Source organism: Streptomyces himastatinicus ATCC 53653, assembly GCF_000158915.1.
In the GTDB taxonomy this organism is placed as follows: Bacteria; Actinomycetota; Actinomycetes; order Streptomycetales; family Streptomycetaceae; genus Streptomyces; species Streptomyces himastatinicus.
This window is the reverse complement of the sequence record NZ_GG657754.1, coordinates 3,990,610-4,017,408: the sequence shown is the minus strand read 5'-3', so window position 1 is coordinate 4,017,408 and position 26,799 is coordinate 3,990,610. Positions and strand designations below refer to the sequence as shown.

The window sequence follows — 26,799 nt, the reverse complement described above, 5'->3', positions numbered from 1 at the left end:
TGGTGCTCACGAACGGCTGCTTACGGACCGGGGTCGGTGAAGAAGTCGTTCCCCTTGTCGTCCACCACGATGAACGCCGGGAAGTCCTCCACCTCGATCTTCCAGACCGCCTCCATGCCCAGCTCCTCGTACTCCAGGACCTCGACCTTCTTGATGCAGTCCTGCGCCAGTCGCGCCGCCGGGCCGCCGATCGAGCCCAGGTAGAAGCCGCCGTGCGCGGCGCACGCGTCCGTCACCTGCTGGGACCGGTTGCCCTTGGCCAGCATGACCTTCGAGCCGCCGGCCGCCTGAAACTGCTCGACGTACGCGTCCATCCGGCCCGCCGTGGTCGGGCCGAACGAACCGGAGGCGTAGCCCTCGGGGGTCTTGGCCGGGCCCGCGTAGTACACCGGGTGGTTCTTCAGGTACTCCGGCATCTCCTCGCCCGCGTCCAGCCGCTCCTTGATCTTCGCGTGCGCGATGTCACGGGCGACGACCAGCGTGCCGGTCAGCGAGAGCCGGGTCTTGACCGGGTGCTTGGTCAGCTCGGCCAGGACGTCGTCCATGGGCCGGTTGAGGTCGACGGCGACCGCGTCCAGGTCAGGGCCCGCGCCCTTGGTCAGCTCCTCCTCGGTGGTGTCCGGGAGGAAGCGCGCCGGGTCGGTCTCCAGCTGCTCCAGGAAGACGCCCTCCGGCGTGATCTTCGCGAGCGCCTGGCGGTCGGCCGAGCAGGAGACGGCGATCGCGACCGGGCAGGACGCGCCGTGCCGCGGCAGCCGGACGACCCGTACGTCGTGGCAGAAGTACTTGCCGCCGAACTGCGCGCCGATCCCGATCTTCTGCGTCAGCTCGAAGACCTTCTCCTCCAGCTCCTTGTCCCGGAAGCCGTGCCCGGTCGGCGAGCCCTCGGCGGGCAGCTCGTCCAGGTAGTGCGCGGAGGCGTACTTCGCGGTCTTCAGCGCGTACTCGGCGCTGGTGCCGCCGACCACGATCGCCAGGTGGTACGGCGGGCAGGCGGAGGTGCCCAGCGAGCGGATCTTCTCCTCCAGGAACTTCATCATCGATGCCTCGTTCAGCACCGCCTTCGTCTCCTGGTAGAGGAAGGACTTGTTCGCCGAGCCGCCGCCCTTGGCCATGAAGAGGAACTTGTAGGCGCCGCCGTCGGTCGCGTACAGCTCGATCTGCGCGGGCAGGTTGGAGCCGGTGTTCTTCTCGTCCCACATGGTCAGCGGGGCCATCTGGGAGTAGCGCAGGTTGAGCTTGGTGTACGCGTCGTAGACACCGCGCGAGAGGGCCTCCTCGTCGCCGCCTTCCGTCAGCACGTTCTGGCCGCGCTTGCCCATGACGATGGCGGTGCCGGTGTCCTGGCACATCGGCAGCACCCCGGCCGCCGCGATGTTGGCGTTCTTCAGCAGGTCCAGCGCCACGAAGCGGTCGTTCGGGCTGGCCTCGGGGTCGTCGAGGATGCGGCGCAGCTGGGTGAGGTGGTCGGGGCGCAGATAGTGCGAAATGTCGTGCATCGCCTCGGCCGCGAGCTTGCGCAGCGCCTCCGGCTCGACCTTGAGGAAGGTGCGCCCGTCGGCCTCGAAGGTGCTCACGCCCTCGGAGGTCACCAGACGGTACGGAGTGCCGTCTGGTCCCAGGGGCAGCAGGTCCGAATAGGCAAACTCTGGCATCGCGGCCATTCCTTACTCGACGGGGGCTACGGCTGACTTCGTCGACAGCGCGTGCATAAGCGTAGAACGGGGCGGGGGAGCCGGAGCTTGTGAGGTAAGGCTCAGTAGAGCCCGCCGTATATCGCGTGCCGCACACCACTAGTCGCGATCTATCGCGTCTGGGTACTCTGTCGGACGTGGATGAGCAGCAGTCGCAGCAGCCGATCCCCCTGACCAAGTCCGCCCCCGCTCAGGCGCCCGCCCCGGTGCCTGTCGCGGCGCCTGTCGCGGAGGCGGAGATCCGCGCGTCCGACGCGGATCGCGACCGGGTCGCGGACATCCTGCGGGAGGCCCTCGCCGAGGGGCGGCTCGACCCCGAGGAGCACGCCGAGCGGATCGACGCGGTCTACCGCGCCAAGACCCGCGGCGAGCTGGAGCCGCTGGTCAGGGACGTGCCCGCGGGCACGTCCCGCGCCGCGGCGGGCCTGCCCTCCGACGCGGCGTCCGGCCCGGCCGGTGATCCCGAGAACCTGGTCGCGGTCTTCGGTGGCGCGGTGCGCAAGGGCCGCTGGCGGCCCCGCCGCCGTACGCACGCCTTCGCGGTCTTCGGCGGTGTCGAGATCGACCTCACCGAGGCGGTCTTCGAGCACCGGGAGATCGTCATCCAGGCGTGGGCGGTGTTCGGCGGGGTGGAGATCAAGGTCCCGGAGAACGTCTCGCTGCACGGTTCGGGCTCCGGCGTGTTCGGCGGCGTGGACATCGCGGAACGCGAGGCTCCGGACCCCGACGCGCCGGTGATCCGGGTCAGCGGATTCGGGCTCTTCGGCGGGATCGACGCCAAGCCGAAGCGTGGGAAACGTGTGAAGAACCTGAGGTCATAAGGGCTGAACAGCCGCTGTGCATACGGAATTTCCGGGCGGGACAACCGTGTGCATAAGCGTGCGCACAGCGGGTAAGGCTTGGTGCATCGTCTCTCGTACGGCTGATGGGGGTGCACATGGGGGCCGTACGGCGGGAGGCGGGCAAGGGTGAACACCGGAGCCGTCGTCAGGAGTAGACCGTGCTGCAACCGCATCAGCCCCTGCTGGACGCCGCCGTGCCCCCGCAGCGCACCCCCGCTCGGGATCAGGCCGGACCCTGGCACTCGGAGGCGGTGTGCCGCCGGGACGAGGCCGGGCTGTTCTTCGCCCCCTCCAAGGAGCCGACGGCCGCCAGGCTGTCGCGGGAAGAGGCCGCCAAGCGTGTCTGTGCGCGCTGCCCGGTCATGGTCGAGTGCCGGGAGCACGCGCTGCTCCAGCCCGAGCCGTACGGGGTGTGGGGCGGGCTGACCGCGGCCGAGCGCCGGGTGGTGCTGGCCCGCCGCCGGCGCCGCGAGGCGGAGCTCCAGCGCGCCGTGCGCGTCGCCGCCGCCGGGTGAATTCTTCGCGTCACGGGCCGGGCCCCCCATGCGGCGGCGCCCGGCCCGTGTCGTAGGTCTTCCCGCCGGCCCTAGCGCGGACGCTCGAAGTCGACCGAGGCGTAGGCGCGCAGCTTGGACAGCCGGTGGGTGGAGTCGATCTGCCGGATCGTCCCGGACTTCGACCGCATCACCAGCGACTGGGTGGTGGCGGTCTCCGCGCGGTACCGCACCCCGCGCAGCAGATCGCCGTCGGTGATGCCGGTGGCGACGAAGAACACGTTGTCGCCGCTGACCAGGTCGTCGGTCTGGAGCACCTGGTCGAGGTCGTGGCCCGCGTCGATGGCGCGCTGCCGCTCCTCGTCGTCCTTCGGCCACAGCTTGGCCTGGATCGTACCGCCGAGGCACTTGAGCGCACAGGCCGCGATGATGCCCTCCGGCGTGCCGCCGACACCCAGCAGCAGGTCCGCGCCGGTGCCCTCGCGCACCGCCATGATCGCACCGGCCACGTCGCCGTCGGAGATGAACTTGATCCGGGCGCCCGCCTCCCGGATCTCCTTGACCAGCCCCTCGTGGCGGGGGCGGTCCAGCACCACCACGGTGACGTCCTCGGGGCTGGACTTCTTGGCCTTCGCGATCCGCCGGATGTTCACCCCGGGCGGCGCGGTGATGTCCACGAACTCGGCGGCCTCGGGGCCGGTGACCAGCTTGTCCATGTAGAAGACGGCCGACGGGTCGAACATGGTGCCCCGCTCGGCGACGGCGAGGACGGAGACGGCGTTGGCCATGCCCTTGGCGGTCAGCGTGGTGCCGTCCACCGGGTCCACGGCCACGTCGCACTCCGGGCCGGTTCCGTCGCCGACGCGCTCTCCGTTGAAGAGCATCGGGGCTTCGTCCTTCTCGCCTTCGCCGATGACCACGACACCGTTCATGGACACCGTGTGGACGAGGGAACGCATGGCTTTCACGGCGGCGCCATCCGCGCCGTTCTTGTCGCCACGGCCCACCCAGCGGCCGGATGCCATGGCACCCGCCTCGGTGACCCTGACCAGCTCGAGGGCGAGGTTGCGGTCGGGAGCCGCGGGACTGACCTCGAGCTGGGACGGCAGATGATGCTCGGTCATCGGAGCGCACCTTTCTGTACGGCGACGAACCGGAAAAAGTGAGGGTGCTCATGACCTTATCCGCTCATTGCGAAAGTGAGCAGAGGACCCCACGCATGAGCACGCCCCTGTTGCGGCCCTGGGTGCCGGGTGTCGCGAGGCGATGAGGGACGATAGGGGCGTGGCAGGTATGCGTGGCAAAGAGACGGTGCGGGACATGGTCCTGTCGCTGACGGTGATTGGTGTCGTAGCGGCGGCCATCTACGTCTTCGGCATTCCGCACGACGACAGTGACAAGGGCAAGGGCGTCCAGACGGTCGACTACCGGGTGGAGGTGGACACCGCCCGGCGCGCGGCGCCGTACCCGGTCGCCGCCCCCGAGAAGGGCAGCCTGCCCAAGGGGTGGCGCGCGACCTCGGTGACGTACCAGCCCGAGACCACCGCGGACAAGGGCGCGGCCTGGCATCTGGGCTTCCTCGACCAGAACGAGGAGTACATCGCGATCGAGCAGAGCGACGGCCGGGCGGTCCCGTTCATCGAGGACGTCACCCAGCAGGCGCGGGAGACCAAGGCCAAGCAGAAGATCGGCGACCAGGAGTGGGTCCGCTACGAGGGCGACAAGTACGACGCCCTGGTGCGCCGCGAACCGGGCGTGACCACGGTCGTCACCGGCACCGCCTCGTACGGGCAGCTCGCGAAGATGGCCGCGGCGCTCAAGGCCGAGAAGGGCTGATCAGACAGCAGCGCCCCTTCGGCATCTGTGCCGAAGGGGCGCTCTGCTGTCTGTGCCATCACACGGTCGTGACGACCTGGTCGAAGGCCAGGCGCGGGCTGCGCGGCTTCCAGGCGTTCTCGCCCGGCTTGCCGATGTTGACGATCATCAGCGGGGTGTGGTCGTCGTCCAGGAACTCCTTCTGGACCCCGGCCGGGTCGAAACCGGTCATCGGACCGGCGGCCAGACCGGCGGCACGGATGCCGACGATGAAGTAACCGGCCTGGAGCGAGGCATTGAACCCGGCGGCCTGCTCACGGGTGCCGCGCTCGCTGAAGAAGGCGTCCTTGATCTGCGGGGCATGCGGGAAGAGCGAGGGCAGCTCCTCGTGGAACTCGTTGTCCGCGGCAAGGATCGCGACCAGCGGCGCGGAGGCCGTCTTGGGCTGGTTGCCCTCGGCCATGTGCGGCACCAGACGCTCACGCGCCTCGGCGGAGCGGACCAGGACGATGCGCAGCGGCGACTGGTTGAAGGCGGTGGGGGCGTACTTCACCAGGTCGTAGATGGCCTGCACCTGCTCCTCGGAGACCGGCTCGTCGGTGAAGCTGTTGACGGTGTGGGCCTCACGGAAGAGCAGATCCTGGGCGGCGGGGTCGAGTGCGAGCGTCATTGAAGTAAACCTCCTGATCACAGCGGTGCTATATGCGATATGCGCTGCCCCCACTGTACGAGGTTTAGGTTAATGTTCAACTAAACCCGGAGTACGGTGCTCCGAATCACAACCCCTCCAAGCCCCTACGGCGCTTGAGGAGCGGGGTCCGGGGCGGAGATGCCCCAATCCCAGCCTCTCCGGCGTTTGAGGAGCGGGGTCCGGGGCGGAGCCCCGGTTCGGGAAGGGGCGGGGTGGGGAAGGAGCCCGCCGCAGGCGCCACCCACCCCGCTCAGCCCTCGCCGTCGCCCTCCGCGCCCCCGTCGCCGGACTCCGCCAGCGCCGCATCCAGCCGCGCCCGCGCCCCCTCCAGCCAGCGACGGCACACCGTGGCCAGCTCCTCGCCCCGCTCCCACAGGGCCAGCGACTCCTCCAGGCTCGTGCCGCCCGCCTCCAGCCGCCGCACGACCTCGACCAGCTCGTCCCGCGCCTGCTCGTACCCGAGCGTCGTCTCCGCCGCCCCGGCCTTCTCGTCGGCCTTCTCGTCCGTCTTCGCCATGCCCCTCAGCCTATTCAGTGGGTCCGACAGCCTCGGCAGACTCAACGGCTCCGGCGGAGCCAACAGCCCCGGCGGAACCGCCAACGGCCCGCACCGCAAACTCCCCCTCCGCAACCCGCGCCCGCAGCTCCTCGTCCGCCGCCACCTCGTCCGCCGCCCGCACCACCGACCCATCGGCGTGCTGAAGCACCGCATAGCCGCGCCGCAGCGTCGCGGCGGGGGAGAGGGCCACCACCCGGGCCTGGGTGTGGGCCAGCTCCGAGTCCGCCCGGTCGAGCAGATGCCCCAGACAGCGCCGGGCACGGTCGAGCACCGACGCGATCTGCTCCTCGCGCTCCTCCACCATCCGGTGCGGCTGCCGCAGGCACGGCCGGGCGAGCGCGGACTCCAGGCCCCGCTCCTCGCGGTCCAGCAGCCCGTTGACGCTGCGCAGCGCGCGTTCGCGCAGATGCTGGATGCGCACCAGCTCCTCGCCCACGTCCGGCACGGTCTTCTTCGCCGCATCCGTAGGCGTGGAGGCGCGCAGGTCCGCGACCAGATCCAGCAGCGGCGAATCCGGCTCGTGCCCGATCGCGGACACCACCGGCGTACGGCACGCGGCGACCGTCCGTACCAGCTGTTCGTCCGAGAACGGCAGCAGATCCTCCACGCTGCCGCCGCCCCGCGCGACCACGATCACGTCCACCGCGGACAGCGCGTCCAGCTCCTTGACCGCCTCGATCACCTGCGGCACCGCGTGCGTCCCCTGCACTGCGACGTTGCGCACCTCGAAGCGGACGGCGGGCCAGCGCAGCCGCGCGTTCTCCAGCACGTCGCGCTCGGCGGCCGAGGCGCGGCCGCAGACCAGCCCTATCAGCTGAGGCAGGAACGGCAGCGGCTTCTTGCGCTCGGCGGCGAACAGCCCCTCGGCGGCCAGTGCCTTCTTCAACTGCTCCAGCCGCGCCAGCAGTTCACCGACGCCCACCGGCCGGATCTCGGCGGCCCGCAGGGACAGCTGGCCGCGTGGCGCGTACCACTCCGGCTTGGCGTGCACGACGACCCGGGCGCCCTCCGAGACCGTGTCCGCGATCTTGTCGAAGACGGCGCGGAAGCAGGTGACGGTCAGCGAGATGTCGTAGCTGGGGTCGCGCAGTGTCAGGAACACCACTCCGGCGCCCGGCCGCCGGGACAACTGGGTGATCTGCCCCTCGACCCACACCGCCCCGAGCCGGTCGATCCACCCTCCGATCAGCCGGGACACCTCGCCGACCGGGATCGGCGCTTCCGCGGACGTGTTGACAGCCATGACCGCGAGGGTATCGGCCACCACCGACAGAGCCCGTCGTCATCGCCCCTACGATGGGGGACATGACTGCAACCTCCGCCCGCCGGGTCCTGCTCGCTGCCCCGCGTGGCTACTGCGCGGGCGTCGACCGTGCCGTGATCGCCGTCGAAAAGGCCCTGGAGCAGTACGGCGCGCCGATTTATGTGCGCAAGGAGATCGTCCACAACAAGTACGTCGTCCAGACCCTGGAGAAAAAGGGCGCGATCTTCGTCGACGAGACGGAGGAGGTGCCCGAGGGCTCCATCGTGATCTTCTCGGCGCACGGCGTCGCCCCGGTCGTCCACGAGGAAGCCGCGCAGCGTCAGCTGGCCACCATCGACGCGACCTGCCCCCTGGTCACCAAGGTCCACAAGGAAGCCGTCCGGTTCGCCAAGGAGGACTACGACATCCTCCTGATCGGTCACGAGGGCCACGAGGAGGTCATCGGCACCAGCGGCGAGGCGCCGGACCACGTCACCCTGGTCGACGGCCCGGGCGATGTGAAGAACGTCGAGGTCCGCGACGAGTCCAAGGTCGTCTGGCTGTCCCAGACCACCCTCTCGGTCGACGAGACCATGGAGACCGTGGACGCGCTCCAGGACCGCTTCCCGCAGCTCATCAGCCCGCCCAGCGACGACATCTGCTACGCCACCCAGAACCGCCAGATCGCGATCAAGCAGGTCGCGGCCGAATCGGACCTGGTCATCGTCGTCGGCTCCAAGAACTCCTCCAACTCGGTGCGGCTGGTCGAGGTCGCGATCGGCGCCGGTGCCAAGGACGGCCACCTGGTCGACTACGCGAGCGAGATCGACGAGGCATGGCTGGAGGGCGTGACGACGGTCGGCGTGACCTCGGGCGCCTCCGTACCGGACGTGCTGGTCGAGGGCGTCCTGGAGTGGCTGGCCGAGCGCGGCTACGGGGACGTGGAGGTCGTACAGCCCATGCAGGAGACCATGACCTTCTCGCTACCCAAGGAACTGCGCCGGGACCTGCGCGCCGAGGCTGCGGCGGCCGCCGGGACGGCCGCCACCGGGACGGACGGCGCGGAGCGGTGACCAACGGAAACGGTGCCGCCCGGGTCTTCGGCGTGGACATCGGCGGGTCCGGGATCAAGGGCGCGCCGGTGGATCTGGACCGCGGCGACCTGGCCGAGGAGCGCCACAAGGTGCTCACCCCGCATCCGTCCACGCCCGAGGCGGTCGTGGACGGTGTGGTGGAGGTCGCCGGGCACTTCGGCTGGTCCGGGCGCCCGGTCGGGGTCACCTTCCCGGGCGTGGTGACGGACGGGACGACCCGTACCGCCGCGAACGTCGACAAGAGCTGGATCGGCACCGACCTGGCCGGTCTGCTCGGCGAGCGGCTGGGCGCACCGGTCACCGTGCTGAACGACGCGGACGCGGCCGGGGTCGCCGAGATGACCTTCGGCGCGGGCCGCGGCCGTCAGGGCACCGTGATCGTGCTCACCCTGGGCACCGGCATCGGCAGCGCGGTCTTCACCGGCGGTCGGCTGGTGCCCAACACCGAGCTGGGCCATCTGGAGCTGGACGGCCACGAGGCGGAGAAGCGCGCCTCCACCAAGGTCCGCGAGGACCACGACCTGAGCTGGCCGGACTGGGCGCACCGGGTGCAGAAGTACCTGGCGCACGTGGAGATGCTGTTCTCGCCCGAGCTGTTCGTGATCGGCGGCGGGGTGAGCCGGAAGGCGCACAAGTTCCTGCCGCTGATCGAGGGCATCAGGGCCGAGATCGTCCCGGCTCAGCTTCAGAACAATGCGGGGATCGTGGGTGCCGCGATGGCCGCGGCTGCCGCTGCTGACGGCGCCGCCGCTGCCGCCCCATGAGGGCGACCTTGCGGACGAGGACGATCAGCGCGGTCAGCAGCGTCCCGGCGTAGAGCCAGCCCGCGTTCAGCGAGAGCGCGGTGAACACGCCCAGCGCCTGGCCCGCGAACCCCGCGCCGCCGTCGTTGATCGGCAGCAGCCCGGCCGTGAACGCGATCGGCACCCCGATCGCCCCCGGGAACAGGTCGGCGGGCCGCACCCACATCCCGCAGCCCGCGCACGCCAGCAGGAAGAACACCCCGTACGCGGTGGGCGACCCGGAGAACAGCAGCGCGTCCAGGCAGCCGAAGGCCAGCATCGCGAGCGCGGTCAGCAGTCCCGCGCCTAAGGCGGTGAGCCGGGCGCTGGGCAGGGTGACCGGCCGGTCGCGCAGCGCGGCGGCCGCGCCCAGCAGCCCGCCCCGCCCGCCCGGGCGTGCCACCGGCCGCGCGCCGCGCGTCGCGCCGCCCGAACCCTGACCCCCGCTCCTGCTCCGGCCCCCGCTCCTGCCCGGGTACGTGTCGTCCGCCGCCGGCCGGGGCGAGGGGGCGGCCGCCCGCCGGGGCGTACGTGTCCTGTAGTGCTCCACCAGACCAACGTAGGTGGGCGGAGGGCTGGAATCCGGACTGGGACACGCCTTTCGCGGGACCTTGGCAGTCTGTTCGACTGATTGTCAGCCCGGGAGGGTGACGATCCGCCCGGGCGGGTGACCGGAGGCGGCCCCGTAGACTGGTGGACCGGCCCCCGCGGGGGCCGTGACCCTGTCCTTGCATTCGATCCCGCTACGGGAAGCTACGGGAAGTCGCCAACGTGTCGCTCACGATCGGAATCGTCGGTCTGCCGAATGTCGGCAAGTCGACCATGTTCAACGCCCTGACCAAGAACGACGTGCTGGCGGCCAACTACCCGTTCGCCACCATCGAGCCCAACGTCGGTGTCGTCGGCGTCCCCGACCCCCGCCTCGACAAGCTCGCCGAGCTGTTCGGCTCGGCCCGCAAGCTCCCCGCCACCGTCGACTTCGTCGACATCGCCGGGATCGTCAAGGGTGCCTCGGAGGGCGAGGGCCTGGGCAACAAGTTCCTGGCGAACATCCGCGAGTCCGACGCCATCTGCCAGGTCATCCGCGCCTTCAAGGACGAGAACGTCGTCCACGTCGACGGGAAGATCTCGCCCAAGAGCGACATCGAGACGATCAACACCGAGCTGATCCTGGCCGACCTCCAGACCATCGAGAAGGTGCTGCCCCGCCTGGTCAAGGAGTCCCGGATCCAGAAGGACAAGCAGGCCCAGGTCAAGGCCGTCGAGGAGGCCAAGGCCATCCTCGAAGAGGGCCGCACCCTCTTCTCCGCGGGCATCGTCCAGGGCAGCGAGCGCGCCGCCCTCCTCCACGACCTGCACCTGCTCACCACCAAGCCGTTCCTCTACGTCTTCAACGTCGACGAGGACGAGCTGACCGACGAGGACTTCAAGGCCGAGCAGCGCTCCCTCGTCGCCCCCGCCGAGGCGATCTTCCTCAACGCCAAGCTCGAAGCGGACCTCGCCGAACTGGACGACGAGGAGGCCCTCGAACTCCTCCAGTCCGTAGGCCAGACCGAACCCGGCCTCGCCACCCTCGCCCACGTCGGCTTCAACACCCTCGGCCTCCAGACCTACCTCACGGCCGGCCCCAAGGAATCCCGCGCCTGGACCATCAAGAAGGGCGCCACGGCCCCCGAGGCGGCCGGTGTCATCCACACCGACTTCCAGAAGGGCTTCATCAAGGCCGAGGTCATCTCCTTCGACGACCTGGTCGAAACGGGCTCCGTCGCCGACGCCCGCTCGGCGGGCAAGGCGCGCATGGAGGGCAAGGACTACGTGATGCGCGACGGTGACGTGGTGGAGTTCCGCTTCAACGTCTGAGCTCCGCGTCGTCGTCGACCCGCGTCCGAAGGCTGCGCACGTAAAGCCCCAGGAGTCCGGTTCCTGCATTGCGGGCCCTTCTACGGCCCCCTCGTCCACGGTGATAGCCGCAATCACCAGCCGACGGAGGAGGAGCCAGATGAAGACCGACCTCACTGCTGCACCGGATGCGGATCACGGCGCCGCAAGCCCCTGCCCCACCCGGCGGCAGGGGATGCGCACCATTGTCGGCACCGGGGCGGGCAACGCGCTCGAGTGGTACGACTGGAACGTCTACGCGCTCTTCGCGCCCTTCATCGCCGCGCAGTTCTTCGACCAGGGGAACGCGTTCTCCGCGCTGCTCGCGACGCTCGCGGTGTTCGCCGTGGGGTTCGTGATGCGTCCGCTCGGCGGTCTGCTGTTCGGCTGGATCGGCGATCGGTACGGGCGGCGGGCGGCGCTGCTGCTGTCGATCGTCCTCGGCGCCGTCGGCTGTTTGCTGATCGGTGTCGCTCCCTCGTACGAGAGCGTGGGCGCGACGGCATCGGTGGTGCTCCTGATCGCCCGGCTGCTCCAGGGGCTGGCGTACGGGGGTGAGGCGGGAGCCTCGTACACCTACATCTCCGAATCGGCTCCCGCACACCGCCGGGGTCTGTGGTCGAGCGCGATCTATGTCTCCGGCGTCGCGGCCATCCTCCTGGGGACGCTGCTCGGCGCCACGCTGACCAGCGTGCTCTCCGAGCAGCAGATGTCGGCCTGGGGGTGGCGGGTGCCGTTCCTCGTCGGCGGGGTGCTCGGCGTCGTCACCCTCTTCCTGCGCCGGACGCTGGAAGAGACACCGCAGTACGAGCAGGAGCGGGCCAGGGACCGGGTCTCGATCGCCCGGGGCCTGTGGGAGAACCGAGGCGCGGCGCTCCGGGTCATCGGGCTCGTCGTCGGTGTCACCACGTTCTTCTACGCGTGGGTGACCGCCGCACCGGCGTACGCGATCAGCGTGAAGCACATGGACGCGTCCGCCGCCCTGTGGTCCGGTGTCATCTCGTCCGCCGTCACGATCGCGGCGCTGCCGTTCGCCGGGGCGCTGTCCGACCGTTTCGGGCGGCGGCCGAACTTCCTCGTCTTCACGCTCGGCGCCGCGGCCCTGTCGTTCCCCCTGAACCGCCTCATCCAGGGCGAGATGTGGCAGCTCACCCTGGCCATGTCGATCGCGGGCGTCCTGCTGGCCATCGTCACGTCGATCCTGCCGGCCTTCCTCGCCGAGCTGTTCCCCACGCATGTGCGCGCCTCGGGGATCGGGCTGCCCTACTCGGTCGCGGTGGGGCTCTGCGGCGGCACCGCCCCGTACCTCCAGACCTGGCTGGGCAATACGGGGCACGGCGACCTCTTCATCGGCTACACCATGGTCCTGCTGCTGATCGGGGCCGCCGTGGTCCTGGCCACGCCCGAGACCAAGGGGAAGCCGCTGGAGTAGAGGATCAGACCTGGTCGGCCCATGGGTCGATCGGGACTGCCTCGACCGCCCGGCCGGTCGCGTCGAGAATGCGACCGTAGAGCTTCTCCTGGCGCAGCACGATGTTGCGATCGAGGATCCGCGCGTAGGGCACGTCGTGCAGGATCTGGACAATGTGGCCGTGCAGGTCGGAGATCTGCCGCAGGCCGATGCTGAGCATGAGGTTGCGCTCGTCGGCGATGGCGAGACACGTGCGGACCTCCGACCGGCGGCCCAGGACCCGTCCCGCCTCGTCGAGCCGGTCCTCGGGCACGTTCAGCCAGATCACCGCGGAACTGGGCCAGCCGACCAGGCCCCGGGCGACATCACAGCGGAACGCCACCTCACGACGGGACATCAGCGCGTTCAGCCGCCGCTGCACCGTACGGGCGGACACGCCCAGCGTCTCGCCCACCTCGGCATGGGTGCGCCGCCCGTCGGTACTCAGCTCACGGAACATCGCGCGGTCCGTGGCCCCGAAGGGCCGCGCGCCCTCCGAGGACCGCTCCGGATACGCCTCGCGCAGCCGGCGCACCTGGCCGGGGCCGAGGACGTGCAGCCGCCAGCGCCCGGTCGCCTCGAACAGCCGGGTCACGAAGTAACTGCGGCTCCGGGCCACGCCCTCCAGCTCGGGCAGCCCGACGAGCAGCAGCTGCGACATCGTCGGGAAGTCGGCGGTGACCAGAAGCGCCCAGAGGTCCTGGCGGCCCGCCGTGTACTGGACGGTGAGGGCACTGTTCCACCGGGCCATGGCCGCCGCGACGGCCGCGCTCGCGCCCCGCTCGCACTCGACCTCGACGACCACCACGCACAGTTGCCCGGCCTCGTGCGGGCCGAACGCGACCGACACCCAGGCCAGCCCGTTCTCGCGCAACCGTGCCCAGCGCCGCGCCGCGGTGACCGGGTCGATCTCCAGGACCCGGCCGATCAGCGTCCATGAGGCGCGGGGGTTGACCTGGAGGGCGTCGAGCAGCTGGAGGTCGATCTCACTGAGCATGGGAAGCCGCTTTCCGGCGTTTGGAGCGCTCCGTCTGTCTATTTGCTGCACGTACAGCCTGTTCATTATCCGCGCTGGCACGGTGCGGAGACAACCATGGAAGTGCGGAAGGAGAGGCAGCTGATATGGATACGGAGCCGAGCGCGGCCGCGGCGGACGGCGCGCCGCAGAGTGTCCACGACCTCGTGTTGTCGGGAGGCCGGGTGATCGACCCGGAGACCGGCCTCGACGCCGTGCGGCACATCGCGGTGGACGACGGACGCATCGTCGCCATCGCCGAGGAACCGCTTCGGGCCCAACGCGTCGTCGACGTCACCGGACGGGTCGTCGCTCCCGGATTCATCGACCTGCACAGCCACGCCCTGACTCCGACGTCGATGCGGCTGCAAGCGCTGGACGGCGTGACGACCGCGCTGGAACTCGAAGCCGGTGCCCCCTGGCTGGAAGGGGCCTACCGCGACGCCGCGCTGGACGGGCGCCCCATCAACTACGGGTACTCGGCCTCCTGGGCGGCGGCACGGATGTCCGTCATGGACGATCTGGACCCGCGCACCCTGACCACGCAGCTCACCGCCCGCATGGGGGGACGGAGCTGGGGCGCCCCGGGAACCCCGGACGACGTACGCCGCATCCTCGACCGTCTGGAGGCCGAGCTCGAACTCGGCGCGCTCGGCATCGGTGTCCTCATCGGTTACGCCCCGGACGCCTCCCACCGCGAATACCTCGACGTGGCACGGCTGGCGGCCCGGTACGGCGTCCCGACGTACACCCACGCCCGGCACAAGAACAGCTCGGAGCCCGGTACGGCCCTCCAGGGCATCCAGGAGATCGTCGCCGTCGGGCTCGGCACCGGCGCGCACATGCATCTGTGCCACATCAACAGCACATCGCTCCAGCAGATCGACGTGGTGACGGAACTCGTCGGCAACGCCCGTGCCCACGGCGTCCAGGTGACCACCGAGGCGTATCCGTACGGTGCGTCGATGACCGCGATCGGCGCGCCCTTCCTGCATCCGGACAACCTGCCCCGGCTCGGCATCACGCCCTCCCACATCGTCCACACGCCGACGGGGGAGCGGCCGGCCACCGCGAGCCGGCTGATGCAGCTGCGCGTCCAGGACCCCGGCGCGCCCGCCATCATCCAGTACCTGGACGAGTCGCGCGCCGACGAACAGAACCTGCTGCGCCGTGCCCTTCTCTTCGACGACACGATGATCGCCTCCGACGCCATGCCACTCCAGAGCGGCGACGGGAAGCCGCTGACGGGCACGGAGTGGCCACCGCCCTCCGACGCCGTCACCCACCCCCGCAGCACGGGCACCTTCGCCCGGACCCTGCGCGTCTACGTCCGGGAAACCGGCCTCCTCACCCTCCCGGAAGTGATCCGCCGCGCCACGTTGCTGCCCGCGCGGGTGCTGGAGCGCGCGTGCCCCGATGCCCGCCGCAAGGGGAGGGTCCAGCCCGGCGCCGACGCGGACCTCGTCGTCTTCGATCCGCTCACCGTGCACGACCGGTCCACCTACGAACACCCGACGCGCCCTTCTGATGGGTTCCAGCACGTGCTGGTGGGCGGGGAGTTCGTGGTGCGCGACGGGGAGATCGACCTCGACGCGACGCCCGGCCGTTCGCTGCGGGGGGCCCGCGGATGACCACGGACGCAATGGACGCACGGGAGTGCGTCAGCGCACGCCGTACGACCGGGAGAGCACTGAAAGTCGGCATCCTCGGAGGCATGGGCCCCGCGGCGACCGCCGACTTCTACGCCAAGCTCATCCGCGCGACTCCGGCTGCCCGGGACCAGGACCATGTGCCCGTCGTCATCTGGGCCGATCCTACGATTCCGGATCGCACCGCCGCGCTTCTCGACCATGGCGCGGATCCCTCACCGTGGCTCAAACGGGGAGCGCACTACGTGGCGTTGGCGGGTGCGAACCTCATCGCCGTTCCGTGCAATACCGCACACGCCTTCCTGGGCGCGGTGCGGTCGGCCGCCGCCCCGGTGCCCGTGCTCGACATGGTGGCCGAGACCGCCGAAGAGGTCGCCCGCTCGCAGCCCGGCGCCACCGTCGGAATTCTGGCCACCACCGGCACCCTCACGGCCGAGCTGTACCAGAACGCCCTGTCCCGCTGCGGTCTGAAACCCCTGATCCCCGACTCCACGGCCCAACAGGCGGTGATGTCGGCCATCCGCCAGGTCAAGGCAGGGGGAGACCTGGCCCACGCCCGTCGGCTGATGTCACCGGCATTGCGGTCGCTCGGACAGCCGCTGGGCGGACGCCGTCCGGTCGGTCACCGAGATCCCCTTGCTTCTCGAAGGCCACAATTCACGGCGCATGCGAGTCGTGGACGCCACCGCCGTCCTCGCCCGTGCCGTCGTCCGCCACGCCCTGCCCGCTGTTCCGCGCGACAGCTGAGAGGAACGCCATGTCACTGACCGGCCGGAGCGCCGCTGTCTTCGCCCTCGGCGGCACCATCGCCACCACCGCGGACCCACGGACCGGCGAATTGTCCCCCGCCCTGTCCGCGGAGCAGCTCCTGGGATCCGTGAGCGGCCTGGACGCCTTGGGAGTCGAGCTGCGCGTCCACGACTTCCGCCGTCTGCCCAGTGCCTCACTGTCGCTGGCGGATCTCGACGCGCTCCACGCCGCCATCAGGGCGGAGCTCGACTCCGGGCGGGTGGACGGCGTCGTGGTCGTCCAGGGAACGGACACCATGGAGGAGACGGCCTTCTACCTCGACTTGTTGCACCAGGGCGAGGAGCCGATCGTCTTCACCGGAGCGATGCGCGACGCGACCAAGGCCGGCCCTGACGGACCGGCCAACCTGTACGCCGCCGTCATCGCGGCGGCCGGACCGTGGCTGCGGGGGGCGGGCTGTGTCGTCGTCCTCGGCGACGAAGTGCACGCCGCCCGTACGGTCCAGAAGGGCCATACGACCAGTCCCGCCGCCTTCACCTCACCCGGCTCCGGCCCGCTCGGACTGGTGGTGGAGGGACGGGTGAGGCTCCATCAGCAACTGCCCCACAGGACCACCGTCCCGCCCGGCGCCGGGGGAACGGCGGACCCGCGCCCGGTGCGGGTCGCGCTGCACACCGTGGCCTTCGGGGACGACGGCACCCAACTGGACCTGCTGGACGGCCAGTGTGACGGGCTCGTCGTCGCGGCCATCGGTGCCGGGCACGTTCCCGAAGGGCTGGTCCCCCGGCTCCACCGGCTCGCGGACCGGATCCCCGTCGTCCTCACCTCCCGCATCGGCAACGGCCCCGTACTCACCCGCACCTACCACTACCCCGGCTCCGAGCAGGATCTCCTCGCGGCCGGACTGATCGCGGGCGGCGACCTCAGCCTGTACAAGGCCCGTCTGCTCCTGCACCGCCTCCTCTCCATTGGCTGCCACGACCGGACGCGCATCGCCCAAGCCTTCGACGCCATCGGCCGGCGCGACGGGTAGGGCTCATCGCCGCTACGCGGGGTCGGCGGCGGCCAGGGCGGCGGAGGTGATGAGTGTCTGCGCGAACTCGGCGACCGCCGCCTTGTCCAGATGCGCGATCACCTCGCCGAGCTGCCCCTCCCAGTCGGGGCGGAAGTGGTACGCGAGCAGGTGCCCTTCTCTGTGGGTGGCTGGGCTGACGCCGAGCAGAGAGTCGAACCCGGGCGATGGGAAGACGAGGGGCTTGCGGAAGATCTCGCGCTCCGCGGCGCCGGGGGCGAACCGGCTTTGGCCAAGTAGCAGAGCCGGGTCCACGAGCCGTCCGGCGTCCTCGCACCAGACGGCCACATGCCCCAGGATCTCCCCGTTATTCGTGATAGTTGGTGGAATACGCCACTCCGGCAGATCGACGGATGTTTCGTCACCTTGCATCACGTGCACCACCGCGGGCACCAGTCGGCTTTCCGACCCCAGCGCACGCAGCGCCGTGGCGAACGCCAGGGAGAGGAAAGCGGGGGAGGGCGCCACCTGGCCGCCCAGGTGGTAGATGGTGGCCCCGATCAGGCTGTACAGCGGACGGGCCTCCGGCGGAGCGGCACGGGGGAGCACCAGGGCGTCATGCCAGGACACCGCGGGCATCGGGTACGCACCGTCGCCGCCGGACGGCGGCAGTGGAACGGTCGGAGGCCCGTCTTCGCTCTCTTCGGAAGCCCGGGCTCCGCCCTGGATGTCCTGCTCTCTCAACTCCAGGAAGCGGCGTGCCGTGACTGCGAGCGGTACGTGGCCCTGCCCCGCCGCCTCGAACAGCTCCAGGCTCTCCCGCATGAGGGCGCGGCACGGCTCAATGTCCCCGTCCGGGTGCCCCACCATGTGCCGGTTCAAGGCCAGAATCGCGCGCCGCTGAATGACGGTGGCCATCACGTCAGGACCGGCGTCGGTGTGCTCTCTCAGTAGGGCCTCGGCCCGGTCGAGCATCGATTCCGCGGCCTGCAGGATCCAGACGTCCGGGGTGAGCCCCTCCTTGTGCCTGGCGAGACTGCCGACCATCACGGCATGTGCCGCCTCCACCATCTCGTCCGCGTGGTGGCGCAGGATGGTCATGGCCGCCCGCTCGGTGGGCTCGGGGATCGCGGCGGTGATGGTGAGGGCTTCCTCGATGCGGCCCGTGGACGCCTTAACGATCGCGTCCAGGAAGCGCAGCTTTGTACTTGTCTCCGCCTCGGCCGGAGCCTCAGCTTTTGCCTGGTCGATGGCCCCGGCCGCGTCATCCCAGTACTGGACCCACACGAGCACCTGTGCATGTTCCAATCGGATGCGGAGGGCGGTCGCGGGAGCCACGTCCTCGCGCTGCAGCACTCTTGCGAGCCGGGCGCCGGCGCGAGCCATGTCGGCGAACCGGTCCTGTGCTACGGCCGCGCGCATGTCGGCCACATGGGCCAGGAGCAGGTGCTCCACCCCGTCCGCGTCGAGTGCGTCCGTCCCCTCCAGCAGGGCCCATGCGGTCTGCGCCGCCTCCGCGGCCTCCTCGAACCGCGACTGATTCAGCAGGCACTGGGCCAAGCCGACCATCGTCGCAGCCCGCCGGTAGACGGGATCGTCCACCACCCCCTCCCGCGCCTGCTCCACGATCTCCAGCCCCTCGCGCAACAGTCCCTCACTGCGCTGGAGATCACTCTGCACGTTCACGATGGCCCCGGCGACATTGGCGAGGAGCGCGATGGTGTTTCCGTCCCCATTGCCGCTGCCGCGCACGTTGTGCGCCACATGCACTGCGTGCTCGATGAGGATGGCTGCCTCGGTCCAGGCATGCTGCTTCTCGCACTCCACCAGCCGCCTCACCAGCTCGAACTGGAAGCGGCCCTGCATCATGTCCACGGCATCGTTGTCCAGCATCGCGCGGAAGATCTCCTGGACGATGCGATGGATCGCCAGCACGCCGTCCCGGGGGTCGACCAGCGAGAACCTGCGCAGCTCCGCTACGGCAGCGTAGACAGCGGATCCGCTCGGAAGGTCGAGCGTGGCCAGATGGAGCGGAATGAAGTCCGGCGCGAGCAGGGCACATCGGGCGAGTACCTCGGCGGCGAGATGCTGGCCCGAGCCCTTGGACGACCGCAGAGCCCGATCGAGCACCTTCCCCACGCTCAGGGTCACCGCCGCCGTTAGCGTCACCCTCGGCCCGTAGTCGAGCGGTACGAAGCCGGAATCGTCGAGCAACCGGGTCCGACATTCGGCGAGTTCCGTCAGATAGATGCCGACCGGGCACTGGGTCGCCGCGATGTAGCCGGTGGCCTGCGCGATGGCGAGCGGGATGCCCTCCACCGCGTCGACCAGCGCGGACACCTCGTCCCCCGAGGCACCCGGCAGCCGCTCCCCGGTCCAGGTGGTGGCCTCGTCGGCCGTCATCCGCTCCACCACCAACCCGCTCTCCGCCGCCGCCCAGGCCGAGTCGCGGGTGGTGGTCAGCACATGCGCCCCGTCACAGGCGGGCAGCAGCCCCTGCAGCTGCTCCCGGTCCGCGACGTTGTCGTAGATCAGGAGCAGCCGGGGGCCCAGGTGCGCGAGGCGGGAGCCGATCTGGGCGAGGGTCTCCTCCTCGCTCGCCGCCCCGGTCTCCTGCCGTTCCTCGGCGACCATCCGCCGGTACGCGGCGAGTACGTCCTCCCGGGTGTCGGAGGGGATCCACCAGACGAACTCGTACGCGTCCCGGTACCGGTGGGCGTACAGCCGGGCGATGCTCGACTTGCCGATCCCTCCGAACCCGGACATCACCACGCGGACGGTGCCCGCGTCGGGCTCCCGCTCGAACCGCTCCCTGAGCGCCGTCAGCTCCCGGCTCCGGCCGCGCACACCGGCAGCCGAGGGGACCTCGCGGAAGAGCGCACGGCCGGGCGCGGGCGATGTGACCGCCCCCGCCCCGGGAGTGACGCGCTGTGCGCGCAGGAGCCCCGGAAGCTCGTCCATCCGGACCGTGCGCCGGGCGAGCCTACGGTCCCCGGACCACTGGAACATCTTCACGAACAGTGTGTTGACGGTGCTGTCGACCTCTCCCGCCGCCATGGCGACGGGAGACAGGCGTAACAGCTCCAGCCGTGCCTGGTCGAGGATCTGCTCCCACGGGCCGATCCGGGTCCCGATCTCCAGCCGTCGCAGCAGTGCGTGATCCTCGATGGTGAGCGCGATCGAGGCCGGAACCAGGCCCTGGCACTCCACCAGCCACCGGTTGGGGTCCGGCACGGCCCGGGCCCGCGCCGCCGCGTCCCGCAGGGCCTGCCCCGAGGGGTGCACGGGGGCGTCCGAGAGGAACCGCAGCACCGCCGTGCCGCCGGGATCGGCATCCCCCCACCGGCGGGCCAGCCGCACCAGCTCCGGACCGGACCACGAGCCCGGCTCGACGCGGGTCTTCGCCTGCGCGAGCAGCAGCGGTGTGCCCTGCGCGTCCCGCACCTCGAAGTCGATGGCCTCGTCGGCCCCCTCCACCCGGAAGACCTCGGCGTCCGGGTACTCCTCCGGGATGCGGATGAGCTGCAGAATGGCGCATGCCGTCTGGAACCCCATGCCCCGTGCGGTGTCGACTCCGCCCACGTTCTGCCCCCTCGGCTTCAGCTGGGTTATCAGCATGCCCGACCCCACTGACAGCCTTGCCGCGCATCCATCCGATGCCTTGTCCAACAGTCGGGCCCGGCTGTTGGACAAGGAGTTCCGGGCGGCGTGAGCAATACGATCTGGTCGAGACAGGCTCGGTCGCCGACGCCCCGCGGCGGGTAAGGCGCACATGGGGGGGCAAGGACTACGTGATGTGCGACGGGGACGTGATGGAGTCCCGCTTCAACGTGTAGCCGCGCCGCCGCCAAGTTTCACGACCTTGGACGTCTTCAGGACCTTCCCCGCCGCGTCCAGCGCGCGCACCTGGAAGTACGGACCCGTGGCGGGTGGCGTGACGGCCGTCTCGAAGCCGGTCCGCGGGGCGTGCCCGACGGCTACCGACAGGGGCCGGGGAGTCGGTCCGGCGAGCACCTGCCACGCCCTGGTCCGGGTCGAGCCGTTCCACGAGGCGTACACGACGCTGTGCGGTCCGGCCCTCTGTGCCGCCGCGTGCGGCCGGTAGTAGGGGGTGCCTACCCAGGTGTCGTGGAACGCCCGGTACGAGATGTTGGAGCCCGGCATTCTCGCGTCGTAGAGCAGGTTTCGCGTGGGGTCGTGCTCCGAATTCCCGGCGCCCGCGTATTCGGAGTAGTAGGCAGACCTGCATCGACGACCTGAACACTCTCGTCAGGCAGGACATCGAGCGCTACCTGAGCGCTTCTTCGGCGCACCGCCTGGCCTCTTATCCGGGAATCCACGGAGACGCGCCCAACGCGCTTCCCGAGAACAGAAGGTTCTACGCGTAGAACCAAGGCAAGGTCGAGGGATCAAGGCTCCCCGGCTCGGTCCTGTGGCTCTTCGGAACCGAGGACATCGCCAGCCCGGACTCCGTCACGTACAACGTCGTCAACAAGATGCTGAACAACGGCAATGACATCAACCTCGCCGTTCTCCAGGGGTGCGGGCCACTACGACGCCCCCGTCGTCGGCCAACCGATGGTCCAAGCCCGCCTGAGGCAGCTCTTCACGCCGGGGCGGTCCGACTCACAACCGGGCAAGGAGCCCATCCCTTCGTAGGGGTGCTCCGGCGCGTTATCCCGATCCCGTACCCGCTCCTTGCGACCATCTGTGATGGAAGCCCTGAACGGCTATGGAGACCATTCCGTGAGCGGGGTGGCCGCCGTTCAATGCGGCCCCCCCCGATCTCCGGCTGTAAGGCCCGGTACCGTGCCGGTGCTGTGTGGAATCCGGCCGGCCGTGGTCCGTGTCGGGGCCGAGGATCGCGTTGGCTACCCGGGCGCCGGAGTCCTTGCCACGCGCCGAAGTTGAGCGTCCCGGAAGCGTTGGCGCAGGCGGCGACCCCGTGCCAGTACTGGGCCTCCCGCTCGAAACGCACAGGCTTCAGGCGGGCGTCGAACCGGTTGAGTCGGCTGGGGTACCTGGCGGAGAGTCAATCCTGGCGAGTACTGCCGGTCAGTCGGAACTGAACTTGGCCTCGGCTTGGGTGACCAGGTCGCGGCACTTCGTGGTGTTCTTGAAGAGCGGTGCGAGGTAGTTATTCGAGTAGGTGCTCTCGATGGCCTCGGTCAGATGTCCCAGAGCAATGCCGGTCACCTCGTGGATCCGCTTGATCTCATTGTCCCAGTCGTAGTTCGTGTCGTTGACCTTGTCCAGTCTGAGTTGGTTGAAGACCAGCTGAAGCACGATCCGGTTCCCGTGCGCGGCCACGGCGAATTCTCTGTCGACGAGATTCCTCCGGCGATCGGCCAGGTCTGCCTCGACCGCACGCATCACCTGAACGCAACGCCACACCCGGTGTGCACTGGTCCCGTGGTTAAACAGGTTTGTGTACGGGGCCCGTTCGGTGTTTTCGGACAGTCGGCCAACCGCGCTCTTCGCCAGAACTGTGTAGTACGGATTGTTGTGGGCGCAGGCGAGAGCGACGATTGCGTCTTCGACTGTGCACCCATCGCTCTCCGCGGGCACGTTTTCGCCGCGCTTGACGGAGTACTGCTTGTGCAGTGACAGAAGCATGTCCCGGCGAATTCGTTCTTGCTGTTGATCAAGTGCGACGAAGTCCCGATTCTCGACGCTGTTCTGCGTGTTCGTCGCCCGGGTCACATCCGTGGCGAAGTCGGGTGGGCACCCCTCGAGCGAGATGAATCGGACCCATACGCGGGCTTCTTCGAGGGACTTCTCATCCTTCTTTGCGGCTCGGTGGATGCTCGCCACGGTCTGTGCCCCGTTGACCACGCTCACACCCTCGATCGCGAAGTCCCCGTACGCGTGGGTCGAACCACCGCGAGGAGTTTTTCTGATGGACTCGCAGAGTGCGGTGATTCCATTGTTATAATACCAGAAATTCTCACCCTTGGTGAGTAGCGTGTGAGTCAAGCCCTCGTTTACCTCAGTGCTGCCGAGCGACTTGCGCAGATTCTGTGAGAAGAGTCGATCGCCGTGCTGTTCGAACCACGAGGCGATTTCTGTCGCCTGAACAAGACCGTAGTAGGCCTGATAGGGAAGTTCGACCCTGCCCCACTGCTCGATGGGAACGGCCAACTCGATCCGTGGTCCTGCTGTTCCTTCGACCACCATGGAATGGAATTCTCGCAGGCCAAGTACTTCCAAGGTGACCACTGGGTCGCTTTCGTTGACTTCCGTCAGGAAGTCGTTGAACACGCGCTGGGCCTCCGTTGGCAGGGTGCTTCGGCCCGTAGTGGCGACAACCACGATGAAGGTGACCGCGGCATCGCTCAAGGCTGCGGCGATTTCTGTGCGACGCGCTTGGAGTGTGGGGGAGAAGCGGTCAAACTTCATGTCGAACAGGTCGCTGCAACCGTTCCGGATTTTTAGCGCATCGGCCTGGGAGAGACCAGCGTTTCCTGAGCTGTCCAATTTAGACTGGACGATGACGATCCGGCGGTTTTCCTCATCGACAGCCAGAGCGTCGATCCCGTTGTCGTGGAACCCGTCGGTCACGGCGGCGGCGGCCTCGTCGAGGGCGCAGCCCGTGAAGCGCTGTACGGCGCGAGCTGCCAGTGCCCTGCTGAGGAAGATCGTGTCAGATTGCGTGCCCTGGTTGCCCGTTAGGTCGCTCACGTCGATCAGGCCGGTGAAGTCCTGCCTGAGTGAGTCCTTGACGTGGTGAACTTGCAACGTGCGCACGGAGGTTCCGCCCCTCGTCGTCCCGTGAACCAGGAGATTCAGCCTAACCCTAGGGAATAGTCCGGCTTTGGCCATTTCGACGAGGGGCCTCGTCCGTGTATCTCGAGGGAGGCGCATGGGCTCAGCCCGCTGACGGGCCTCCTACGTGGCGGACCTCTCTGCCACGCCTCGGTGGCTGGCCCACGTCCGCGCGGCTGCGGCCATGTCTTCGAGCCAGGCTGCCTCGGGGTACCGGTCGGCCTGCGATCGGTTCATGCGGAGGGTGGCGGCGGCGAAGGCGTCGATCGCTGCGGAGTCCGCGTCTGCCCACGCCCGGCACTCGGCGGCCCACCTCTCAGCCGCCTCGGCGGTATGCCCGGCCGCGATGAGCTGTACGACGAGGCATGCGGGGTCGATGAACGCCGCGCCGCGGGTGGGCCAGGACCAGTCCACGACCCAGATCCGTTCGTTCCCGATCATGAAGTTGTCGGGGTTCACGTCGGTGAAGAGGAGCGTGTCGCCCTTGAACAGGTCGGCGTCCTTCTCGTCGGCGAACCGGTTCCAGCGGGTCTCGCGCCAGTTGCATGCCTCGGGAGGTAGGGGGAGATCCTTGATCTGGTCCAGCACGGCTGCGATCCGAGGGAGGTCCGCAGAAACCGGTGTGAAGTCCGACGATCGCCCTTCGACGGGCTCGAAACCGAGCGCGATCCACTCGTCATTCTGGGCGTGCCACAACAGCTTCGGCGAGACGGTGCGCACGGATGGATTGACGAGCCGTTCGCGGATGATGGAAGCGCGGCGGCCTCCGGGCCGGTTGGGGCAGGCCTTGACGAAGACGGGTCCGTTCTCGCACGTGATCACGGCTGTGACGTCCGAGCCGTTCCCGCGCGAAGTGGGTTCTACGGCGGGCTGTTCGCCGGTGTGCGGGCGCACCAGCGCCCACAGCGCTTCGGTGCCGGGTGAGTCGTTGTCCATCAGTTCCTCGGGCTGCACGAGCTGCTTGGATATCCGGGGGAGCACTCCCCGTCCCCCACGGGGTCGCACCCGTCGTCGTCCTCGTCCCCACCCTTCGCTGCCACGCTGCGGATCGCTGCCTGCGCTTCGGCCATGGCGGGACCGCTGAGGATAGCGGCCAGAGGGGTGCTCTGGACGTTCCCGAGGCCCAACCAATCGGCGGAGAATACGCACGGGGCCACATTGCCGTCGGGGCTGACGGCAGCCCGGCCGGTGCCGCAGCGGCCGCACAGCCCAGAGACGTCCAGGGCCTGCCCGTGTGCTCCCCGCCCGTAGGGGCGAACGTGATCGATGCTGATGCGCTTCACACCGAGGGCTTCCAGTTCCTGCCGAGCCTCTGTGACCCGCTGTGTTGAGGTGGTCGCGACGATCCCGACACGGAGCGGAACGCCGAGTCGTAAGGCCTTCTTGATGTTGGCCAGGGTGCGAGCGTGGCTGGGGCGGCCGGTCACCGCGTTGTGTTCGTCCGCCTGGTCCGAGTAGTACGACGTTGCCAGGGAGGCGCCTTCGCGCTGGAGGAGCGCCCACCAGCCGTCCGCCACGTGAACTAGGTTGGTGTAGACCTCGACGTACAGGCCCAGTGAGAGCGCGCTGTCGGCCAGTGCCAGGCTGTCCGGGTGCAGTGTCGGCTCGCCGCCGATGAGCTGGACGCGGCGCACGCCGCAGTCGGCGGCCTGGTCGAGAACGCGTAACCAGTCGCCGCGCGTCATCGTCCCGTGCGTCCCTTCCGGACCAGAGGAGTTGAAGCACGGGCCGCACTGGAGCTGGCACTTCCGGGTCAGGTCCAACCACAGGAAGTGAGTGTCCTGGGCGGGGGAGGCAGCAACGATGGTCGTCATAGTCGTGTCCCTTCTTGCTCAGTCGGTTTCATTTCGCGAGGTCGATGACCGTCACGTTGCGCAGCTCGCGGATCATCCGGGAGGCGAGAACGGCGTTGAGGCCGACGTGGCCGTACGGGACCATGACGTTCGATTCCCGCGCATGCCATCCGCCCGTCGTGAGCTGATAGTTGGTCCCGGAGATGCCCCACAGCCGCGGGGTTTGGACCCTGAGGACCGCGTAGTCCCCTCGGGCCAGGTGGGGGCACTGCTCGACGGACATGCGGGCATGTGGCTCGCACAGGGGCGGCTGCTCCGTCAGGGAGCCCTCCGGCCAGGTCGGCGGATCCCAGGGCCTGCGCCAGTTGATGAACAGCCAGCCGTCCTTGTTGCGGCTCGCTGGGTTCCCGCAGATCTGGCATTTCATGGAGTACATACAGATCCGCTGCCGAGCGACGTGCATGCTGTCGTAGATCGGCCTGCCTGTACCCGGTGAGTGGGTCATCCGGGCCCATAAGGCCCCTGCGGTATCGCGATCGGTCGGGCGGGGCGCCTGGTAGCCGAGTCGCGGCCCGGGCGTGAGCTGGACGGTCAGGTCGGATTCGGGGCCGAGGTGTTCGCCGCTCCACGCGGTGACGAACGGAACGACGGTCGGGCGGATGATGAGCGGGGGCATCAGGAGTCGGCCTTGGCGCGTAGCTCGGCCCAGACGGTCTTGCCCCAGGCGCGGTATTCGGTGTCCCAGCGGTCGGCCATTGCTTCGACGAGCAGTAGGCCGCGGCCGGTCTCCTCGTCGCCGCGCGGCGTCAGAGCAGTGGGCGGCTGGAGGCATTTGTCGGTGACGGCGAGACGTACGCGGTCCCGTTCCGGCAGCCGGACGCTGACACGCAGCAGGCGGCATCCGCTGTGCCGCACGGAGTTGCCGACCAGTTCGGAGATGATCAGCGTCCCGTCCTCGATCAGGTTGCCGAGGTCCCAGGTACTCAGGGCTGCGCGGACGAGTCGGCGAGCGCGGCTCGCGGACTCCGGCTCGCACGGCATGGTTTCGCTGTAGCCGTGGGTGCTGATGGCGTTGGGTCTCGTCATGGTCATGGACGGGGTCTTTCTTCCGGGGCGGTGGACCGCCAGCCCGGCGGCTCTGTCGTCCGGCCGATGGCTGGCGAATCGCCATCACGGCCGCATCCTGTGATGGCTCGCGCCGGTTCTTGATGCTGACAACGTCAAGGGAACCGCTCCGAGCGGATGCGCTCCACGGCATCCATGCGGCAGAGGT

The 26,799-nt window shown here is 69.3% G+C and carries 24 protein-coding genes and 1 pseudogene; 11 read left to right on the top strand and 14 right to left on the bottom strand.

Translation table 11 applies throughout. The features are described from left to right. Positions 1 to 20: 20 nt before the first annotated feature. On the bottom strand, positions 21 to 1,655 hold the full coding sequence (locus SSOG_RS16365) for a fumarate hydratase (RefSeq protein WP_039941172.1): 1,635 nt from the start codon (positions 1,653 to 1,655) through the stop codon (positions 21 to 23). A gap of 167 nt (positions 1,656 to 1,822) precedes the next feature. Here SSOG_RS16365 and SSOG_RS16360 point away from each other — a divergent pair, with 167 nt between their 5' ends. Both SSOG_RS16360 and SSOG_RS16355 read left to right on the top strand, forming a co-directional pair. Continuing rightward, entirely contained in the window at positions 1,823 to 2,515 is a 693-nt protein-coding gene (locus SSOG_RS16360) for a DUF1707 SHOCT-like domain-containing protein (RefSeq protein ID WP_009715346.1), read from the top strand. A gap of 179 nt (positions 2,516 to 2,694) precedes the next feature. Continuing rightward, complete coding sequence (locus tag SSOG_RS16355) at positions 2,695 to 3,051, top strand: WhiB family transcriptional regulator (RefSeq protein ID WP_009715345.1); 357 nt, start codon at positions 2,695 to 2,697, stop codon at positions 3,049 to 3,051. 71 nt (positions 3,052 to 3,122) lie between these two features. Here the strand turns inward: SSOG_RS16355 and glpX are convergent, their stop codons facing one another. After that, a complete protein-coding gene (gene glpX, locus SSOG_RS16350) occupies positions 3,123 to 4,154 on the bottom strand; it encodes a class II fructose-bisphosphatase (protein ID WP_009715344.1) in 1,032 nt (343 codons plus the stop codon). Between the two features lie 169 nt (positions 4,155 to 4,323). On the opposite strand from glpX, the gene SSOG_RS16345 reads away from it, so the two are divergent. Then, a complete protein-coding gene (locus SSOG_RS16345) occupies positions 4,324 to 4,866 on the top strand; it encodes a DUF4245 domain-containing protein (RefSeq protein WP_009715343.1) in 543 nt (180 codons plus the stop codon). Between the two features lie 58 nt (positions 4,867 to 4,924). On the opposite strand, the gene SSOG_RS16340 is transcribed toward SSOG_RS16345, so the two are convergent. From SSOG_RS16340 to xseA, 3 genes are all read right to left on the bottom strand, one after another. Next, positions 4,925 to 5,515: a malonic semialdehyde reductase gene (locus SSOG_RS16340; RefSeq protein WP_009715342.1), complete on the bottom strand. Its 591-nt coding sequence runs from the start codon at positions 5,513 to 5,515 to the stop codon at positions 4,925 to 4,927. A 271-nt stretch (positions 5,516 to 5,786) separates the two neighbouring features. After that, positions 5,787 to 6,053, bottom strand: a complete 267-nt coding sequence (locus SSOG_RS16335) for an exodeoxyribonuclease VII small subunit (protein WP_009715341.1) — start codon at positions 6,051 to 6,053, stop codon at positions 5,787 to 5,789. Between the two features lie 10 nt (positions 6,054 to 6,063). Then, positions 6,064 to 7,338 carry an exodeoxyribonuclease VII large subunit gene (gene xseA, locus SSOG_RS16330; RefSeq protein ID WP_009715340.1) on the bottom strand — a complete coding sequence of 425 codons (1,275 nt, stop codon included), beginning with the start codon at positions 7,336 to 7,338 and terminating at the stop codon, positions 6,064 to 6,066. A 53-nt stretch (positions 7,339 to 7,391) separates the two neighbouring features. On the opposite strand from xseA, the gene SSOG_RS16325 reads away from it, so the two are divergent. Further along, a complete protein-coding gene (locus SSOG_RS16325) occupies positions 7,392 to 8,411 on the top strand; it encodes a 4-hydroxy-3-methylbut-2-enyl diphosphate reductase (RefSeq protein WP_009715339.1) in 1,020 nt (339 codons plus the stop codon). Next, complete coding sequence (gene ppgK, locus SSOG_RS16320; protein ID WP_009715338.1) at positions 8,408 to 9,196, top strand: polyphosphate--glucose phosphotransferase; 789 nt, start codon at positions 8,408 to 8,410, stop codon at positions 9,194 to 9,196. Before SSOG_RS16325 ends, ppgK begins: the two co-directional genes overlap by 4 nt. Here the strand turns inward: ppgK and SSOG_RS51075 are convergent. Next, positions 9,090 to 9,617, bottom strand: a complete 528-nt coding sequence (locus SSOG_RS51075; protein ID WP_009715337.1) for a DUF6542 domain-containing protein — start codon at positions 9,615 to 9,617, stop codon at positions 9,090 to 9,092. The two genes, ppgK and SSOG_RS51075, sit on opposite strands and share 107 nt — an antisense overlap. A 368-nt stretch (positions 9,618 to 9,985) precedes the next feature. Here SSOG_RS51075 and ychF point away from each other — a divergent pair, with 368 nt between their 5' ends. Both ychF and SSOG_RS16305 read left to right on the top strand, forming a co-directional pair. Continuing rightward, entirely contained in the window at positions 9,986 to 11,074 is a 1,089-nt protein-coding gene (gene ychF / locus SSOG_RS16310; protein ID WP_009715336.1) for a redox-regulated ATPase YchF, read from the top strand. Between the two features lie 139 nt (positions 11,075 to 11,213). Next, positions 11,214 to 12,524: an MFS transporter gene (locus SSOG_RS16305; RefSeq protein WP_215490549.1), complete on the top strand. Its 1,311-nt coding sequence runs from the start codon at positions 11,214 to 11,216 to the stop codon at positions 12,522 to 12,524. 4 nt (positions 12,525 to 12,528) lie between these two features. On the opposite strand, the gene SSOG_RS16300 is transcribed toward SSOG_RS16305, so the two are convergent. After that, positions 12,529 to 13,539: an Lrp/AsnC family transcriptional regulator gene (locus SSOG_RS16300; protein ID WP_039937776.1), complete on the bottom strand. Its 1,011-nt coding sequence runs from the start codon at positions 13,537 to 13,539 to the stop codon at positions 12,529 to 12,531. Between the two features lie 125 nt (positions 13,540 to 13,664). Here SSOG_RS16300 and SSOG_RS16295 point away from each other — a divergent pair, with 125 nt between their 5' ends. From SSOG_RS16295 to SSOG_RS16285, 3 genes are read left to right on the top strand one after another with little or no spacing between them, the layout of a single operon-like run. Next, positions 13,665 to 15,188, top strand: a complete 1,524-nt coding sequence (locus SSOG_RS16295) for an amidohydrolase family protein (RefSeq protein WP_009715333.1) — start codon at positions 13,665 to 13,667, stop codon at positions 15,186 to 15,188. Beyond that, positions 15,185 to 15,973 carry a cysteate racemase gene (gene cuyB / locus SSOG_RS48505; RefSeq protein ID WP_106516405.1) on the top strand — a complete coding sequence of 263 codons (789 nt, stop codon included), beginning with the start codon at positions 15,185 to 15,187 and terminating at the stop codon, positions 15,971 to 15,973. Before SSOG_RS16295 ends, cuyB begins: the two co-directional genes overlap by 4 nt. Then, complete coding sequence (locus SSOG_RS16285; RefSeq protein ID WP_039937771.1) at positions 15,964 to 16,989, top strand: asparaginase; 1,026 nt, start codon at positions 15,964 to 15,966, stop codon at positions 16,987 to 16,989. The genes cuyB and SSOG_RS16285 overlap by 10 nt, the downstream gene beginning before the upstream one ends. 12 nt (positions 16,990 to 17,001) lie before the next feature. Here SSOG_RS16285 and SSOG_RS16280 read toward each other — a convergent pair whose 3' ends face one another. Next, positions 17,002 to 20,586, bottom strand: coding sequence for an ATP-binding protein (locus SSOG_RS16280; RefSeq protein ID WP_281048083.1), 3,585 nt, complete (start codon positions 20,584 to 20,586; stop codon positions 17,002 to 17,004). Between the two features lie 101 nt (positions 20,587 to 20,687). Between SSOG_RS16280 and SSOG_RS56025 the strand changes: the two are divergent. Beyond that, positions 20,688 to 20,804: pseudogene (locus SSOG_RS56025) on the top strand (redox-regulated ATPase YchF); the annotation flags it as partial. Here the strand turns inward: SSOG_RS56025 and SSOG_RS16275 are convergent. The 6 genes from SSOG_RS16275 to SSOG_RS16250 form a co-directional block, all read right to left on the bottom strand. Further along, positions 20,794 to 21,132, bottom strand: a complete 339-nt coding sequence (locus SSOG_RS16275) for a hypothetical protein (protein ID WP_009715329.1) — start codon at positions 21,130 to 21,132, stop codon at positions 20,794 to 20,796. The pseudogene SSOG_RS56025 and the gene SSOG_RS16275 sit on opposite strands and share 11 nt — an antisense overlap. Before the next feature lie 891 nt (positions 21,133 to 22,023). Next, a complete protein-coding gene (locus SSOG_RS16270; RefSeq protein ID WP_245606307.1) occupies positions 22,024 to 23,715 on the bottom strand; it encodes an AIPR family protein in 1,692 nt (563 codons plus the stop codon). 141 nt (positions 23,716 to 23,856) lie between these two features. Next, positions 23,857 to 24,669, bottom strand: a complete 813-nt coding sequence (locus tag SSOG_RS16265) for a protein kinase family protein (protein WP_039941165.1) — start codon at positions 24,667 to 24,669, stop codon at positions 23,857 to 23,859. Further along, positions 24,669 to 25,547 carry a radical SAM/SPASM domain-containing protein gene (locus tag SSOG_RS16260; RefSeq protein WP_009715326.1) on the bottom strand — a complete coding sequence of 293 codons (879 nt, stop codon included), beginning with the start codon at positions 25,545 to 25,547 and terminating at the stop codon, positions 24,669 to 24,671. The genes SSOG_RS16265 and SSOG_RS16260 overlap by 1 nt, the downstream gene beginning before the upstream one ends. 28 nt (positions 25,548 to 25,575) lie before the next feature. Beyond that, positions 25,576 to 26,202, bottom strand: coding sequence for a hypothetical protein (locus SSOG_RS16255; protein ID WP_050799883.1), 627 nt, complete (start codon positions 26,200 to 26,202; stop codon positions 25,576 to 25,578). Continuing rightward, positions 26,202 to 26,618 (bottom strand): ATP-binding protein, encoded by a 417-nt coding sequence (locus SSOG_RS16250; RefSeq protein WP_039937769.1) that lies wholly within the window; start codon positions 26,616 to 26,618, stop codon positions 26,202 to 26,204. Before SSOG_RS16250 ends, SSOG_RS16255 begins: the two co-directional genes overlap by 1 nt. Positions 26,619 to 26,799 lie beyond the last annotated feature (181 nt).